Source organism: Pseudonocardia abyssalis, assembly GCF_019263705.2.
Lineage (GTDB): Bacteria > Actinomycetota > Actinomycetes > Mycobacteriales > Pseudonocardiaceae > Pseudonocardia > Pseudonocardia abyssalis.
Genome location: NZ_JADQDK010000001.1, coordinates 1,346,357 through 1,362,095 on the forward strand (window position 1 = coordinate 1,346,357; position 15,739 = coordinate 1,362,095).

Genomic DNA, 15,739 nt, shown 5'->3' on the forward strand with positions numbered 1-15,739 from the left:
GGGGACTGCTGGACTCACACGCCGGACATGTCCAGGTGGGACAGGCGTCTCCCGGCCGCGGAGGCGGGCTCGCGCCAGACGAGGCGGCGCCCGCTCGCGCGGTCGAACAGATGCACGGTGGCGGCGCAGGTCGACAGGCCGATGGCGGCGCCCGTCGTGACGCCGAGCGGGCGCGTTCCGCGCACACACACCGACGTGTCGCCGACCGTGCAGTGGGCGAGTTCCTCGCTGCCGAGGTTCTCGACGAGGCCGACGACCCCGCGCAGTTGCGCGTCGGAGCCGGCCGGGACCAGGTGCTCGGGCCGGACCCCGAGCAGCACGTCGACGTCGGGCTGCTCGCCGGTGACGTCGAGCGGGACCTCGACGTCGCGCGCGACCGCGTACAGCCGGCCGTCGCGGCTCGTCACCCGGGCGGGCAGCAGGTTCATCGCCGGCGCACCGAGGAAGCCCGCCACGAACGCCGACGCCGGCTCGTCGTACACCTCGGCGGGCGTGCCGACCTGCTCCAGCCGTCCCGCGTGGAGCACCGCGATCCGGGTCGCCATCGTCATGGCCTCGACCTGGTCGTGGGTGACGTAGAGGAACGTCGAGCCGAGCGAGCGGTGCAGCTCGGTGAGGCCGGCGCGGGTCGCGGTGCGCAGCTTGGCGTCGAGGTTCGACAGCGGCTCGTCCATCAGGAACGCCCCGGGGTCGCGTACCAGCGCCCGCCCGAGCGCGACGCGCTGGCGCTGCCCGCCGGACAGCTCCCGCGGGCGGCGGTCGAGCAGCTCGTCGAGCTCCAGCGCAGTGGCGACCTCCCGTACCGCGGAGCGGATCTCCGCCCGGGCCCGGCCGCGGGCGCGCAGCGGGAAGCCCATGTTCTTCTCCACCGACAGATGCGGGTAGAGCGCGTAGCTCTGGAAGACCATGGCCAGGTCGCGGTCCCGCGGCGGTGCGTGGGTGATGTCGCGGTCGTCGAGCAGGACGCGGCCCGCCGACAGCGGCGTGAGGCCGGCCACCGCACGAAGCAGGGTGGACTTGCCGCACCCGCTCGGGCCGAGCAGGACGAGGAACTCCCCGTGGGCGACGTCGAGCGTGACCTCGTCCACGGCGGTGACGCCCCCGAACCGCTTGGTCGCGGCCTCGATCCGGATCCGACTCACATGTCCTCCTTGCGTACGCTCGTCGGCCGCGTGGGTTCCGCTCGACCGACGCGGCGAACCTACGGCCGGCGGCAGCCCGGATCCCGGCCGCTGTCGCGAGGCCGTCGGGTCGATCGGCAGATCGAATCGGCAGCGCCCGTCGGCGATCGGCGATTCCACTGGGGCGCGTCGATCCGGCCATGTCCGGACCGCCGGGGCGACGCCGTCACTAGCGTCCCGGCGATGAGCACCGTGCGTAGCCGGTCCGCGCTCGTCCTGGTGTGCGTGGCCGCGTTCCTGGTCTACCTCGACACCAGCATCACGCCGGTCGCGGTGCCCGCCATCGATGCCGAGCTCGCCGCGGGGGCCACCGCGGCGCAGTGGCTGCTCGACGCCTACGTGCTGGCATTCGCGTGCCTGCTGCTCACCGCGGGTGCGCTGGGTGACCGGTTCGGGCGGCGCTCCGTGCTGGTGGCCGGCGTCGCGGGTTTCACCCTGGCCTCGGTGGCCTGCGCACTGGCCCCGGATGCCGGCACCCTGATCGCGGGCCGCGCCGCGCAGGGCGTGTTCGCGGCGGCCGTGGTGCCGCTGTCGCTGGCGGTGGCCGCCGGGTCGGCCCCGGACGCAGCCGGGCGAGCCCGAGCGATCGGGATGTGGGGCGGCACGTGCGGGGTCGCGCTCGCGCTCGGCCCGCTGCTCGGCGGTCTGCTGGTGGAGACCCTCGGATGGCGCAGCATCTTCTGGGTGAACCTGCCGATCGGCGTGCTCGCCTGTGTGGGCCTGCTCCGGTCGGTGCCTGCGCAGGCACCCGCGACAGGCGGACGGGTCGACGCGGTAGGGCAGGTGCTGTTCCTGGTCGGAGGTGCGGGACTGACGTTCGCCCTGATCGAGGGCCCGTCGCTGGGCTGGGGATCGGGAGTGGTCCTCGGGCTGCTGGCGGGCGGAGTCGTGGCGTGGGCGCTGTTCGCCGGCTGGGAGTCCCGCACGGCGGCCCCCATGCTGCCGCCGCGGCTGCTGGTGATCCCCGAGGTCGGGCTCGCGTGCGCGGTGAACTTCCTCGGCCTGTTCGGCCTCTACGCCGCGATCTACCTCGTCACGGTCCACCTGCAGACCGGGCTGGGGTTCTCGCCCCTGGAGACGGGCGTGCAGTTCGTCGCGCTGTTCGGTGCGCTCGGCGTGGCCGCCGTCCTCGCTTCGCGGGTGGTTCGGCAATGGGGGACGCGGGCGACGATGGTCGCCGGTCTGGGGTGCATCGCCGTCGGCATGGCCGGGCTCACGCTGCTGGCGGGCGGGGTCGGGTACGCGGGATACGGCTGGGCGCTGGTGTTGCTGGGCGTGGGCGTACCGCTGTCGAGCGGGGTGGTGGCGATCCAGGCGATGATGGGTGCCGTGCCCGCGGAGCTGGCAGCGACGGCGTCCGGTGCGATGAACACCTTCCGCCAGTTCGGTGCCGTGTTCGGGGTGGCGCTGGCCGGCATCCTGTCCCCGGTGCGCGACGGTGTGGTCACCATGATGCATGTGACGTTCCTGGCGGCCGGCGGCGCCGCTCTCGCCGCAGCGGTACTCACCGCGGTGGTGCTGCGTCCGGTACCGGACGCAGCCTCGACGCGCTGATCGCACGGTTCGCCCACTCATGGCGGGCGCGGCCGCGCCGGTCGACACCACCGGGTGGGTCCGGCGAGGGCGCACCCGCCCGCGGCGACGGCACGCAGGACGCCGCGGTCCCGTGGTGGAGGAGGAGTGTCGAAAGGAGTTCGGTGTCCGTCGTCAGGTCTTGATGCGGCCCGTCTCGTACGCCCACATCGCGATCTCGACGCGGTTGCGGGCGGCGAGCTTGCGCATGAGGCTGGCGAGGTGGGTCTTGACGGTGCTGATGCTGATGTGCAGGTCGTCGGCGATCTCGTGGTTGGTCCAGCCCTGGGCGACGGGGATCAGGACCTCTTCCTCCCGGCTGGTGAGGGGTTCGATCGGCGGCGCCGGTCTGGGTCTCGCACGGGTGTCGGCGAAGGCGGCGAGGAGCCGCGCGGTGATGCTCGGGGCGATCAGGGCGTCTCCCTGGGCGGCCGCCTGGATGGCCTGGGTGAGCAGTGCGGGGCCGGCGTCCTTGAGCAGGAAGCCGCGGGCGCCTGCCTTCAGCGCCCCGTACACGTAGTCGTCGAGGTCGAAGGTGGTGATCACGACGACCGCCAGCGGGTCGTCGACACCCGCGCCGGCGAGCTGCCGGGTGGCCTCGATCCCGTCCACCTGGGGCATGCGGACGTCGAACAGGCAGACGTCGGGGCGGAGCGTGCGGGCCAGTGCGACCGCCTCGCGGCCATCGGCGGCCGCACCGACGACCTCGATGCCGGGCTGGGCATCGAGGATCATGGTGAGGCCGGCACGGACGATGTCCTGGTCGTCGGCGATGAGCACACGGATGGTCATGTCGTCGCGACGCCTTTCGGCAGCACCGCGTCGACCGTCCAACCGCCGTCGGGGTCGGGTCCGGCCTGGAGGGTGCCGCCGAGCAGGCTCGCTCGTTCGGCCATGCCGACGAGGCCGTAGCCCGGGGGCGTGTGGCTGCCCGCATCGCCGTCGTCGCGGACGGTCAGGCGAACCCGTTCGCCCTCGTCGGCGACGCGGATGGCGACCCGGGTCGCGTGGCGGGCGTGGCGCACCGCGTTGGTGACCGCCTCCTGGGCGATCCGGTGGAGGGCGACCCCCACGGAGGGGTTGAGCTCGTCGAGGTCACCGGACAGCTGCACGTCGACGCGGGGCCAGCCACCGCCGCCGCGGGCGAGTTGCTCGATGGCTGCCGCACCCGGGTGCGGGGCGAAGTCGGGCTCCGTCCCGTCGCGCAGGACGCCGACCATGGCGCGCATCTCCGCGAGCGTCCGCGACGCCGTTTCCTCGATGGTCTCGAGCGTGGCCAGTGCACGGTCGGGGTCGGATGCGGCCACGGCCCGCCCGGCCTGGGCCTGGATGGCGATGGCCGAGACGTGGTGGCCGACCGCGTCGTGGAGCTCGCGGGCGAGCTGGTTGCGCTGGCGGAGCTTGGCCTGCTCGATGTCGCGGACCCGGGCCCCTGCGTGATAGCGGATCGACGTGCCGAGCGCGGCGGAGAACAGGAAGAACCCGTACCCGGCCACCACCTCCGCCGGGTCGGCCGGCACGGCGGCGAGCGTGACGGGAAGCCAGACCAGGATCATCCCCAGGCCGATCGCGGCCTCCCGGCCGGCCCCCCAGCGGAACAGCGAGTACGGGAGCACCAGCACGGCCACGATGCTGTTGAGTCCGGTCCCGTCGAAGGCGAAGAGCCTCGCGACGTCGAACGCGATCAGGCTGCCGAACGCGACCACGACCGAGCCCAGGGGATGGGTGCGTCGCCACAACAGCGCGAGCGCGATCACGAGGCTGAGGGTGAGCACGACCGGGCGCCACCACGCGAGGTCCTGGCGGAGCACGGTCTCCACGACCGACCACGACACGAGCGCGGCGACGAGCGCCCGGTCCCGCCACACCCGGGCGGGCGGATGCGCAGGACGGGGTTCCGCCCACAGCGCCCGGAGGTTGCCGCCCACCATGCCCACAGCGTAGAGAGGCGGCGCTCGTGGCGGACCAGCCGAAAGCACGAGACGCGGGTCGTCCCCGCGGCCAGGACGACCCGAGCAGCCGGACGGATGTGCCGGTCGGGCCGCCCCGTCATCGTGAGCCCATGCCGATCGACCAGGAAGGGCCGTGATGCAGGCGATCGTCCAGCACGGCTACCGAACAGTCGACGTCCTGCGCCTGCAGGACGTCGACGAGCCCACCCCCGGGCCCCACGAGGTGCTCGGCCGCGTGCACGCGGCCGCGGTGAACCACGGCGACTGGTTCGTCACCTCCGGCCGGCCCGACGTCATGCGCGCGGCACTCGGGCTGCGCGGGCCACGGGTCGCCGTCCGCGGACGAGACGTCACCGGACGAGACGTCACCGGACGAGACGTCACCGGACGAGACGTCACCGGACGAGACGTCACCGGCCGGGTCGCGACGGTCGGCGCGGCCGTGACCGGGTTCCGCCCCGGGGATGACGTCCACGCCGCGGTCGCCGCAGGCAGCTTCGCCGGGTACGTCTGCGTGCCCGAACGCATGCCGGCGCTCAAGCCCGCCGACCTCACCGCCGTGCAGATCGCCAAGGCCCTCGGCGCTGACGTCACCGGCGTGCAGCTCCCGCAACGCCGAGCTGGTCGGTTCGCCCGGCGCCGACCGCGTCATCGACTACACCCGGGAGGACACCTCGCCGAGCGACACGCCCGAGCCGAGCTCGTCACCGCCGTGTGCGGAGGGCCGCGTTCGACCATCGACGAAGGAGACCGACCATGAACGATCTCGACACCACCCGGCAGGCCGGGAACCAGGCCGGCGGCCACATCGTCCCCGCCGACCCCCTGAGGTCCCTCGGGCCCGCCGACCGTCGCCTGCTGCGCGGAGCCGGCCTCACCGGCACCGTCGGCAGCCTGCTCATGCTGGCCACCTTCGTGTTCGTCGGCGCGCTCGGCCTGCCGGACCCCTCCGCCCCCGAGACCCTGCTCCGCTTCCCGGAGATCCAGTACGCCCGGGCGGCAGAGCACCTGCTCTACCTCGCCGCGCTCGTGCTGTGGGCGGTGCATCTCGAGCTGCTGCACCGAGTGCTGCGCGTCACCGCACCGGTGCTGTCCACCGCCGCTCGGACCGTCGGTTCCCTCGGCTCGGCCGTGCTCACGGCCAACGCCGTGCTCAACATCGCCACCGCGCCGATGTCGCGGGCCTACCAGCAGGCCGCCGAGGTCGACCGGCCGGTCGTGGTCCTGGCCTGGCAGGCCGCGCAGGGCGTCATGGACGCGCTGCTGGTCACCGGCGCTCTGCTGCTGCCCGTGGCAGTCGTGCTGTTCGGGATCGCGCTGTGCCGCGGCCTGAGCCCGGTCCTTGGCCGGGGCGCGGTCGTCGTCGGCACCGCGGGCACGGCCGCCGTCGTCGTCGTCATCGCGACCAGCTCGCCCTCCACCCTGGTCGCCGTCAGCATCCTCGGCACGCTGACCTTCCACCTGGCCGCAGGCATCCGCTGGATCCGACTGTCGCGCAGGTGACCGCGGACGCGTCACTCGGGACGTACCAGGCGACGTTTCACGATCATTCGACCGTAACGAAGGAGTCAGGGATGAGATCACCGCAGGGCACCGGCACCACGACGGCGCACGGTGGGATGTTTCGAGGCCGGCTCGTCGGCGCCGCGGCGATCGCGTTCGCGGTGTCGGTGGTGATGGAGAACGCGGTGTACGGCTTCCCCGCCGCGCCGACCTTCGGCGCTCCGATCGAGGACGTGCTCGCCTACTACGCGGCCAACCGCGACTCGGTCGCGATCGCGACCGGGGTGGTGGCCCTGAGCCTGCCGCTGCTGCTCCTGTTCGTGACGGGCCTGCACGGCCTCGTGGAGCGGCGCGGCGGAGCGGGCGCCGACTGGTCGCGCCTCGCCCTGGCCGCCGGTGCGACGCTGTCGGCCGTCCTCGTGCTCGTCAACGCCCTGCAGATCGGCCTCGCGCTATCCGCCGGCGGGCTCGCCGAGCCGACGCCCGCGTTCGAGCTCGTCTGGCACGCTCACGCGGCGGCGTTCGCGCTGGCACTGCCGATGCTCGGCACCACCTTCATCGGCGCGGCCCTCGCGACGCACGCGAGCGGGCTGACCCCGGCGTGGCAGCGCCTGCTGGGCCTGGTGGGCGGGAGCATGCTGCTCGCCGCGGGGGTCGGCAACCTCGCGATCGCCGACGGCTCGGCGCTGCTCTTCGTCGGGCTCGCGGGGTTCGCCGCCTGGCTCGTCTGGCTGCTCACGACCGGCGTGCGCCTCGTCCGGTCGTGATCGAGACGTCCGGGCAGCAGAGGCCCTCGACGAGGGCGCCGCCTGCCGTTGACCGGGGCCGGCCCGGAGACGACGCTGTGGGCGCGTGAGAACGAGTCCGGATCGGCTTCCGGTGCGGTCGGCCGCTGCCGCTTCCCGGCCCCGGACCCGGCGGCCGTCAGTCGAGGATCGGGTGGGCGACGGTCGCCACGACGGCGCATCCGGCACCTGCGGGCACGAGCACGGCACGTGCCGGAGGTCCGGAGGCCGGGGGATCGGTCGGGTCTGCCCGGCGGCGACGACGCGCTCCCACGGGATCCGGACACCCGGCGCGAGGTGATGGGGCGCAGGGCCACCTCAGGGGGTGAACCGCCCCTGCCAGGACGCCTGCGCGCCCGAGTCACCGATCCGGTACACGAGGTAGATCGTCGCGAGGGCGACCGCGACCGCCACCACGGAGATCAGGATCCCGACCGGGGCGGAGGTCGGCGCGAGGAAGGTCCGGCGGGTGCCGCGGGTCGCCGTGCCCGGACCGGTCACCGCGGTGTGGCGGGCCACCGTGACGGACCGGGACTCGCGCTCGCGCCACCACACGATCAGCGCGAGGACGGCGAGGGGCAGTGCCACGTAGAGCGCGGTGTCGCCGAGTTCCGTGTGCACCTCCAGCGCGGCGGTCTCCTCGACGCGTTCCTCCAGCCACTCCCCGGCCCCGGTCGTGAGGGGGACGAGGGCCAGGGTGCCGAGCGTGAGCAGGGCACCGGGGCCGGCCAGACGACGGGCCACGGCCGGCCACAGCGCGCTCGCGGCCACGATCAGGGCGGCGAGCGGCAGGAGGACGACGACGGCGTGCACGAGCAGGATGTGGGCGGGCAGGCCGTTCACGGTGGTCATGGAGTTCCTTCGTGGGTGGTGGGTCGGGTCAGAGTCCGGAGGCGCCGACGAGTAGCCCGATGCCGAAGGTGACGGCCATGGCCAGTGCTCCGCCGAGCACCAGCCGGAGGACCGCCGGGCCCCGCGTCGAGCCGCCGAGCGAGGAGCTGACGGCGCCGGTGAGGGCGAGGGCGAGGAGCACCACGACGACGGTCACCGCGACGCGGGCGTCGGCGGGTGGCAGCAGGATGGCCAGCAGCGGGAGCAGGGAGCCGAGGACGAACGCGCCCGCGGAGGCGGCGGCCGCGTGCCACGGGTTGGTGAGGTCGTGCGGGTCGATGCCGAGCTCGACGTCGAAGTGGGCGGCGTACGGGTCGTTCGCGGTGAGCTCGGCGGCCACCAGCCGGGCGGTCCCGGGGCTGATCCCCTTGGCCTCGTACAGGGTGGCGAGCTCGGCCAGCTCCGCGTCGGGAAACCGGTCGAGCTCGTCGCGCTCGCGGGCGAGCAGTGTCTTCTCGGTGTCGCGCTGGCTGCTGACCGAGACGTACTCGCCCAGCGCCATCGACACCGCGCCGGCGACCACGCCCGCCACGCCGGCGGTGAGGATCGCCCCGGTGGCGGTAGTGGCACCGGCGACCCCCACGACCAGTCCCGCGGTGGACACGATGCCGTCGTTGGCCCCGAGCACGCCCGCACGGAGGCGGTTGAGCCGCCCGGACAGCCCGGCCCGGGGAGCGTCCGGATCCCCGCGGTCGGCCGGCAGGAACCTCATGCGGCGACGGCCGGGGCCGGGGTCCGCTCGGCCCGTTCGGCGATGCCGCGCAGCATCCGCCGGCTCATCACGAAGCTGACCACCGACGCCGGCTCGACGACCAGTGCCGCCCACCGGCGCAGGTACCCGTACCGCTCGCGGGACACCAGCCGGGTCGTGCCGTCGGGCTGCTCGGTCAGCACGAACGCCCAGGTCGAGTCGAACGGGGACGGGGTGCGCCCGAGCGGGATACCGCCGCGCAGCACGAGCGACCGTCCCGGATCGACCGACGCGACGGTCAGCGCCACCTCGGGGGCGAGCCGGACCTCGGCCCCGGCGGTGACGTCCTGCCACCGCGGCACGATCTCGTCGGCGCTGTGGATGTCGCAGCCGACGAGGTTCTCCAGGGCGTCGTAGCTGTAGAAGCCGCCCCGGCCCTGCCCGAGCTGGGCGACCCACGGCCATGTCTGCGCCGCCGGGGCGTGCACCGTGACCGCGCGGGTCGTCGTGAGGTCCGGGCGGGCGATCAGGTCGTCGCCGGGCCAGGCGGTCGCCAGCTCGTCCGGGGTGGCGCCCCAGTGGGCCATCCAGCGCCGGCCCAGCGCCTTCCCGGCGACGAGCAGGACGAACGCGACGGCGGTGCGGCGGGCGGGTGCGGGCATGGCTCCAGGATGTCCCGGTCAGGCCGGGTGCGTCAGGGTCCTCCGGCCCGACCGGGTACCGCCCTCGGTCCCACCGGCACCACACCGGCGACGACGAGCAGCGCGGCACCGGTGAACATGCCCGGTCCACACGTGGCGCAGGCCGGGCGCGGTGGCACCGGCCGACAGGTGCACGTCGACGGGCCTGCCCGCCAGGTGCGCGCGCCGTCGACACGTCCCGTCACGAGGCGCCGGGTGTCGGTCGGACGATCAGGACGGGGCAGGTCGCGTGGTGGACCAACGACTGGCTGGTCGAGCCCAGCAGGAGGCCGGTGAACCCGCCACGGCCCCGGCTGCCGACCACCAGCAGCTGCGCGGGTTCGGCGTGCTCGAGCAGTGAGCGCACCGTGTGGCCCCGGTCGACGATCCGCCGCACCGGGACGTCCGGGTACTTCTCCTGCCACCCGGCGAGGCGTTCGGCCAGCACCTCCTCCTCGGCTACGGTCCGGGCCTCCCGGCCGACCCACCGGTCGGTGCCGGGCAGGAACGGCTCGGTCCAGGCGTGCACGGCCCGCAGCTCGGTGTGCCGCCACGACGCCTCGTCGAACGCCGCGGCCACGGCCGCGTCGCTGACCGGTGACCCGTCGACCCCGACGACGACGGGGCCGGCGGTGGGCGGCGCGCCGTCGACACCACGTCCTCGGACGACGGCGACCGGGCACCGGGCGTGCTCGGCGACGGCGACGACGCAGGAGCCGAGCAGGAGCGCGTCCACACCGCCCCGGCCGTGCGCCCCGAGCACGAGGAGCGCGGCGGCGTCGCTCTCCTCGAGCAGCGCCGGCACCGGTCCCGAGGTGTGCAGGGTGACGGTGACGTCGAGCTCGGGGTGCCGCAGCAGGACCGCTTCGCGGGCGTCGGACAGGATCTGCACCCCGTCGGCGCGGACCGCGTCGAAGTAGCTCTGCGGCAGGGGGACCCCGGCGCCGTAGGTGAGCGTGTCGGTCTCGACGGCGTGCACCAGCCGGATCGGGCGGTGCCGCTGTGCCGCCTCGTCGGCGGCCCACTGGGCGGCCTGCAGGGACAGCGCGGACCCGTCGACGGCGGCGACGATCCTGGAGATGGTGCTGGTCACGAGGGGTGACTCCGTTTCGTCGGTCTGTGCGACAGCAGGCGCACCGCGGCTCCCGGCGGGTGCCGGTGACCCGACGCTAGGGACGGCCGGTGCCCGCGGGCGACGGTCGTTGGTCCCCGGTCGCGGGGACCTCCGCCGGGCCCGGCCCGAGCCGTCGTGCCCGACGGGTGCCGAGGGGCGGTGCAGGCCGCCTCGAGCCGGGCCGCCGACACCGAGCCTCGTCGGGGGCCGTCGGGTCGCCGCCCGGTGTCCGGTCGCGCTCGCCCGCCCCTGTCCCCGCCGACCGCTGACCCGCGCGGTCCTGCCGGCACGGGCCGGACGGCCTCAGGACGACGGACCTGCGGGTCACCGCGTCGGGCCCGCGATCACCGGGACCGCACCCGGCCGATGCGTACGCCCGACGCGCTGACGGCGTCCCCGGCCACGGTCACGGTTCCGATGCGGACCCTGCTGTGGTCGTAGACGTCACCGGACGGGGTGGCCGTGCCGATGGCGACACCGCTGTGGTCGATGACGGGTCGGTCGATGGCGGTGCGGGCGTTGTCCATGTCGTCTCCTCCGGAGGATCGGTGGACCACCGACCCTGCCCCCGTGGCGTCGCAGGCGGAACGGGCCGAACGGCACGCGGTTCCGGGACCCCCTGCGCCCACCGGCGGAGCCGGGTCAGAGCCAGCCGCGGCGGCGGAACATGGCGTACAGGGCGCCGCTGATCGAGGCGATGAGCAGCACGCTGGCCACGACGCCCCACTGCTGCCCGAAGCCGGGGTAGGGGATGTTCTGCCCGTAGAAGCCGGTGACGGCCGTCGGGATGGCGATGATCGCGGCCCAGCCCGTCAGCTTCTTCATGATCTCGTTGAGCCGGTTGCCCTGGATCGTCAGGCGGGTCTCCAGGATCGTGGTGACGAGGTCGCGCAGGCTCTCGGTCCACTCGGTGGCCCGCAGGACGTGGTCGTACACGTCCTGGAAGTAGTGCATCATCTCCTCGTCGACCAGGTGGACGTCGCGGCGCATGAGCGTGTTCACGACCTCCCGCATCGGCAGCACCACCCGACGGAGCAGCACGAGGCTCTTGCGGAGCTGGAAGCTGCGGCGCTGCACCTCGATGCCGGCCCCGTCCTCGGCGAAGAGCTGCTCCTGGAGCTGCTCGATCTGGTCGTCGAGGGACTGCACCGCGGTGAAGTGCCCGTCGACGACGACGTCGAGCAGCCCGTGCAGCAGGTAGCCGACGCCGTGCCCCCTCAGGTCGGGGCTGTCGTCCCAGCGTCCGACCAGCGCGTCCACGTCGAATCCGTCGTCCTTGCGGATGGTGATCAGCGCGCGGGTCGTGACGAACGCGGCCAGCTCGCTGCTGACCAGTTCGGTCCCGACGAGGTGCACGGCGTAGGCGGAGAGGAACAGGTGGTCGGGGTAGCGGTCCAGCTTGGGGCGCTCGTGGCGCAGCACGGCGTCCTCGACGGCGAGCGGGTGCAGGCCGAACTCGGCGGTGAGGATCTCCAGGTCCGCGGCCCCGGGGTCGTGCAGGTCCAGCCAGAGGGTCGTCCCGGTGCGGGCGGTGCGGGCGCCGATCTCCGAGACGGGGAATCCCTCGGCCTCGAGCACCCCCTCGCGGTAGAGGCGGGTCCGGGCCTGGCCCGGGACGGCGTCGCCACCGGCGGGGGGCAGCGACCGGGCGCAGCGGGAGGCGTCGGCCGGGCGGGTGGCCGTCACGACGGGGGGAGCAGCGGGTGCCGTGCCATGGCCCGAGCGTCCCCCCCGGGGATGTGTCCGGGCCAGGGGCGAAGGTCCCGGTCTCGACCCACCGGGCGGGCCGCTCAGAGGTCGTTGCCCGGGTAGGACAGCCCGAAGCTCTTGTTCGCCAGCGGGAAGTCCGGGACGATCGTGTCCGCCAGCGCCACGGGCAGTGCGGGCCAGTTGAGGAAGCTGGGATCGACCACCGCGACCCGGCCCAGCGTCCCGTCCGGGCGCAGCTCCACCCGGTGCACGATCGTCCCCCGCCAGCCCTCGACGATGCCGACCCCCGTGCCGGTCCCCGACGGGGTGCGGCCCACGACGAGATCGGGGGGCGGGTCGCCCAGCAGCGTGGTGAGGTACGCGACGGAGGCGGCGAACTCCTCGGCCCGGACCCGGAACCGGGCGAGCACGTCGCCGCCGGTGTGGGCGTGCACGGTCCGCGGTGGCGGGGGGAGCACGGGGTGGTCGTGCCGCGCGTCGGTCGGGAGGCCGCTGGCCCGGGCCACGTATCCCAGCGTGCCGAGGTCGGTGGCCTGCTCGGCGGTGAGCACGGCGGTGCCGGTGAAGCGGTCGCGCACCACGCTGTGGCCGAGCGCGAGTGCCACGATCCCGGCGACGTCGACGGCCAGCGACCCGAGGACGCCCGGATCGGGCGGCCGGAGCAGCGTGGCGGAGCCGGGCCCGAACGCTCCGCGCAGCAGCCGGCTCCCGGTCACCTCGTCGTTGATCCGCAGCAGCCGCTCGCGGACGCGCTGCGCGTGCGCGTCGAGGACGCCGTGGGCGACGTCGTTGCACAGCGCCCCGATGTCGGTGACGTGGTTGTGCAGGCGTTCGAGCTCCAGCAGCACCGCGCGCCGCCGGTGCACCCCGGGATCGACGGTGCCCGCCCGTGCGTCCTCCACGGCCAGGCAGAACGCGAGGGCGTGCCCGACGGAGGTGTCCCCGCTGATCCGCTCGGCCAGCACGACGCCGTCCTCGGGCGTGCGGCCCTCGAACAGCTTCTCGATGCCGCGGTGGGTGTACCACAGCCGCGCCTTGAGCTTGAGGATCGTCTCCCCGACGACGGAGAACCGGAAGTGCCCCGGCCCGATCATCCCGGCGTGCACCGGCCCGACCGGGATCTCGTACACCCCGGGCCCGGTCACCGCGCCGAACGGGTAGGGGCCCTCGGTGTCGCCGAAGGCGGGTGGGTCCCCGGCGTCGGACAGCATCGGGTACCAGCCGCGCGGCCAGTGGAAGTGCCGGACCAGCCGGCGGGGGAGCGGGTGGTCGACGGGGACGATGCCGAAGAGGTCGCGCATCCGGCGCTCGAAGCGGCCCGCGGGGAACGACAGCGCGGCCAGGCTGGGCACGCGCGGGTCCCGGGGGTCGAGCGGGACGTGCAGCTCGATGCGGCTCTCCGGAGCGTCCGCGGTGGCTCCGCGGGTGAACAGGTACACCGCGCGCAGCCCGCCGCCGGAGGGCCGGTCGTCGTGGCCGGCGACCAGCGCGACGCGGTGGCCGTCGGCGATCAGCGCCGCGGCCCGGGCGGGGAGCTCGTCGGGGGTCATCGGGCTCCGTCCAGGACGGCGGCGGCCGCGTCGATCAGGACGGCCACCGGTCCGGCGCCGATCCCGAGGGCCGCGGCGGCCAGCAGGCCGCCGACCAGTGCGACCGCGGTCGACCGGGGCAGCGCCGTCGCGGGGAGGAGGTCGGGCGGCGGGCCGAGCAGCATCCGGCTGAGGTGCCCGAGCAGCGCGGCTGCGATGACGACGACGAGGACCAGCGCCACCGCGGTGGCCCAGCCGATGCCCCCGGTGAAACCGGCGCGGGCGATCCCCAGCTCGCTGGCGAAGATGCTGAACGGCGGCAGCCCGACCAGTGCGAGCACGCCGAGCCCGAGGCAGCCGGCCAGCACCGGCTGCCGGGCGGCGAGGCCGCGGACGCCGTCGATCCGGCTCGTGCCGGCGAGCTGCAGCAACCGCCCGGCCCCGAGGAACAGCACGGCCTTGACGAGACCGTGCCCGAGCGCGTGCAGCAGGACCGCGGCGGTGGCGGCGGTCCCGCCCGCCGCCGCACCGAGCGCGAGCAGCCCCATGTGCTCGATGCTGGAGTAGGCGAGCATCCGCTTGTGGTCGCGCTGGGCGATCAGCAGGGACGCCGCGATCGCCAGCGAGGCCAGCGCCGCCGCGACCAGCAGGGCGCGCATGAACCCCGGGCCGAGCGCGAGGTCGGCCACGGCCCGGATCCGCAGCAGCGCGTAGAACGCCACCGACAGCAGCACCCCCGACATCAACGCCGATACCGGCGCGGGGGCCTGGCTGTGGGCGTCGGGCAGCCAGGCGTGCAGCGGGGCGAGCCCGGCCTTGGCACCGAACCCGACGACCAGCAGCACCACCGCGATCCGGGTGACCCCCGGGTCGAGCTGCGGACCCGCGGCGACCAGCGCGGCCCAGTCCAGCCCGGCGCCGGTCCCGGTCTCCTGCGCGGCGAAGTTGAGCACCACCAGCCCGAGCAGGGCGAGCGCGATCCCGGCCGAGCAGATCACCACGTACTTCCAGGCGGCCTCCACCGCCGCCGTGCTGCGGCGCAGCCCGACCAGGAACGCGGTGACGATCGTGGTGGCCTCGACCGCGACCCACAGGACCCCGAGGTCGGCGGCGAGCACGGCCAGCGCCATGGCCGCCAGGAACAGCTGCACCAGCACGCCCATCCGGCCCGCGGTCCGCGCGCTCGCCCGGCCCGCCGACATCTCGGTGGCCAGGTGGGCCGGGGTGGCGACCGCGGTCAGCAGCGCGATCGCGCCGATCAGCACCAGCATGAACGCGCTGACGGCGTCGACCCGCAGCAGCGGGCCCACCGTGAACGGGCGGTCGACCACGGACGCGGCGAGCGCGACCGCCGAGGCCAGCACCAGCGCCGCGGACGCCGTGCCGACCCACCCGGTCGCGCGCCGCCACCCGAACAGGGCGTGCACCACCGCAGCCAGTGCGGGCACCGCGACGGGCGCGAAGGCGAGCAGCGTCATCAGTCCCTCAGCTCGCGCAGCTCGTCGAGGTCGGTGCGGCCGAACAGGGTCCGCATCCGTCCCGTCAGCACCTGCAGGACCACCACGACGAGCAGCACGTCCAGTGCCACGCCGGCCTCGACCACGAGCCCGATCCCGGCGGTGGTCAGGAAGGCGACGGCGGTGATGCCGTTGTCCATCAGCAGGAAACCGATGATCTGCGACAGGGCCCGGCGGCGGGTCACCAGCACGAAGAACCCGATCAGCACGACGGCGACGCCGACCGGGGCGGCCCGCGTCGCGGGCGACGGGGCCAGGTCGACGATCGGCTGCGACACGGCCAGTGCGAGTGTCGTCAGCACGGCGGCGGCGAGCAGCGACGCGGTGACGTTGACCAGCGGCCGCGTCACCCGTCGCTCGGACCCGGCGGCGGCCAGCGCGCGCCGCAGCACGGCGGGCAGCACCCCGGCCCGCAGCACCAGCACCCCGGCGGCCGCGACGGCCAGTTCGACGGATCGTTCCTGCACGGCGAGCAGCGCCACGACGGCGGCCAGCGCCGCCCCCTGCACGGTGTACAGGCCGATGATCACCGACAGCTCGCGGCGCCACAGCATCAGCACGGCGGTGAGCAGCAGCGCTCCCACGGCGAGGTCGAGCAGCACGACGTCCACGGC

Annotated in this window: 16 protein-coding genes; 4 read left to right on the plus strand and 12 right to left on the minus strand. The window is 74.5% G+C overall.

Annotated elements, in window-relative coordinates:
• Positions 1–14 precede the first annotated feature (14 nt).
• Positions 15–1,142: an ABC transporter ATP-binding protein gene (locus tag I4I81_RS06455; RefSeq protein WP_218602989.1), complete on the minus strand. Its 1,128-nt coding sequence runs from the start codon at positions 1,140–1,142 to the stop codon at positions 15–17.
• A 222-nt stretch (positions 1,143–1,364) separates the two neighbouring features.
• On the opposite strand from I4I81_RS06455, the gene I4I81_RS06460 reads away from it, so the two are divergent.
• Positions 1,365–2,735, plus strand: a complete 1,371-nt coding sequence (locus I4I81_RS06460; protein ID WP_218602988.1) for an MFS transporter — start codon at positions 1,365–1,367, stop codon at positions 2,733–2,735.
• A gap of 153 nt (positions 2,736–2,888) precedes the next feature.
• Here the strand turns inward: I4I81_RS06460 and I4I81_RS06465 are convergent, their stop codons facing one another.
• Complete coding sequence (locus I4I81_RS06465) at positions 2,889–3,545, minus strand: response regulator (protein WP_218602987.1); 657 nt, start codon at positions 3,543–3,545, stop codon at positions 2,889–2,891.
• Positions 3,542–4,684 carry a sensor histidine kinase gene (locus tag I4I81_RS06470; protein ID WP_218602986.1) on the minus strand — a complete coding sequence of 381 codons (1,143 nt, stop codon included), beginning with the start codon at positions 4,682–4,684 and terminating at the stop codon, positions 3,542–3,544. Before I4I81_RS06470 ends, I4I81_RS06465 begins: the two co-directional genes overlap by 4 nt.
• Before the next feature lie 157 nt (positions 4,685–4,841).
• Between I4I81_RS06470 and I4I81_RS06475 the strand changes: the two genes are divergently transcribed.
• The 3 genes from I4I81_RS06475 (at position 4,842) to I4I81_RS06485 (ending at position 6,975) form a co-directional block, all read left to right on the plus strand.
• Entirely contained in the window at positions 4,842–5,465 is a 624-nt protein-coding gene (locus tag I4I81_RS06475) for an alcohol dehydrogenase catalytic domain-containing protein (RefSeq protein WP_218602985.1), read from the plus strand.
• The gene (locus I4I81_RS06480; RefSeq protein ID WP_218602984.1) at positions 5,462–6,208 is read left to right on the plus strand and encodes a hypothetical protein; all 747 of its coding nucleotides are present in this window, start codon (positions 5,462–5,464) and stop codon (positions 6,206–6,208) included. Before I4I81_RS06475 ends, I4I81_RS06480 begins: the two co-directional genes overlap by 4 nt.
• 71 nt (positions 6,209–6,279) lie before the next feature.
• Complete coding sequence (locus tag I4I81_RS06485; RefSeq protein WP_218602983.1) at positions 6,280–6,975, plus strand: hypothetical protein; 696 nt, start codon at positions 6,280–6,282, stop codon at positions 6,973–6,975.
• A 336-nt stretch (positions 6,976–7,311) separates the two neighbouring features.
• On the opposite strand, the gene I4I81_RS06490 is transcribed toward I4I81_RS06485, so the two are convergent.
• From I4I81_RS06490 to I4I81_RS06530, 9 genes are all read right to left on the minus strand, one after another.
• Positions 7,312–7,845 (minus strand): DUF2231 domain-containing protein, encoded by a 534-nt coding sequence (locus I4I81_RS06490; RefSeq protein ID WP_218602982.1) that lies wholly within the window; start codon positions 7,843–7,845, stop codon positions 7,312–7,314.
• 28 nt (positions 7,846–7,873) lie between these two features.
• A complete protein-coding gene (locus tag I4I81_RS06495) occupies positions 7,874–8,596 on the minus strand; it encodes a VIT1/CCC1 transporter family protein (RefSeq protein ID WP_218602981.1) in 723 nt (240 codons plus the stop codon).
• Positions 8,593–9,237 (minus strand): SRPBCC family protein, encoded by a 645-nt coding sequence (locus I4I81_RS06500; RefSeq protein ID WP_218602980.1) that lies wholly within the window; start codon positions 9,235–9,237, stop codon positions 8,593–8,595. The genes I4I81_RS06495 and I4I81_RS06500 overlap by 4 nt, the downstream gene beginning before the upstream one ends.
• Positions 9,238–9,457: 220 nt before the next feature.
• The gene (locus tag I4I81_RS06505) at positions 9,458–10,348 is read right to left on the minus strand and encodes a universal stress protein (protein WP_218602979.1); all 891 of its coding nucleotides are present in this window, start codon (positions 10,346–10,348) and stop codon (positions 9,458–9,460) included.
• Positions 10,349–10,713: 365 nt separating this feature from the next.
• Positions 10,714–10,896 carry a hypothetical protein gene (locus I4I81_RS06510; protein ID WP_218602978.1) on the minus strand — a complete coding sequence of 61 codons (183 nt, stop codon included), beginning with the start codon at positions 10,894–10,896 and terminating at the stop codon, positions 10,714–10,716.
• A gap of 115 nt (positions 10,897–11,011) precedes the next feature.
• Positions 11,012–11,947 (minus strand): magnesium transporter CorA family protein, encoded by a 936-nt coding sequence (locus tag I4I81_RS06515; RefSeq protein WP_218602993.1) that lies wholly within the window; start codon positions 11,945–11,947, stop codon positions 11,012–11,014.
• A gap of 212 nt (positions 11,948–12,159) precedes the next feature.
• Positions 12,160–13,629 (minus strand): hydrogenase large subunit, encoded by a 1,470-nt coding sequence (locus I4I81_RS06520; protein WP_218604940.1) that lies wholly within the window; start codon positions 13,627–13,629, stop codon positions 12,160–12,162.
• A complete protein-coding gene (locus tag I4I81_RS06525; protein WP_218604941.1) occupies positions 13,626–15,086 on the minus strand; it encodes a proton-conducting transporter transmembrane domain-containing protein in 1,461 nt (486 codons plus the stop codon). Before I4I81_RS06525 ends, I4I81_RS06520 begins: the two co-directional genes overlap by 4 nt.
• The gene (locus I4I81_RS06530; protein WP_218604942.1) at positions 15,086–15,736 is read right to left on the minus strand and encodes a hypothetical protein; all 651 of its coding nucleotides are present in this window, start codon (positions 15,734–15,736) and stop codon (positions 15,086–15,088) included. The genes I4I81_RS06525 and I4I81_RS06530 overlap by 1 nt, the downstream gene beginning before the upstream one ends.
• Between the last annotated feature and the right edge of the window lie 3 nt (positions 15,737–15,739).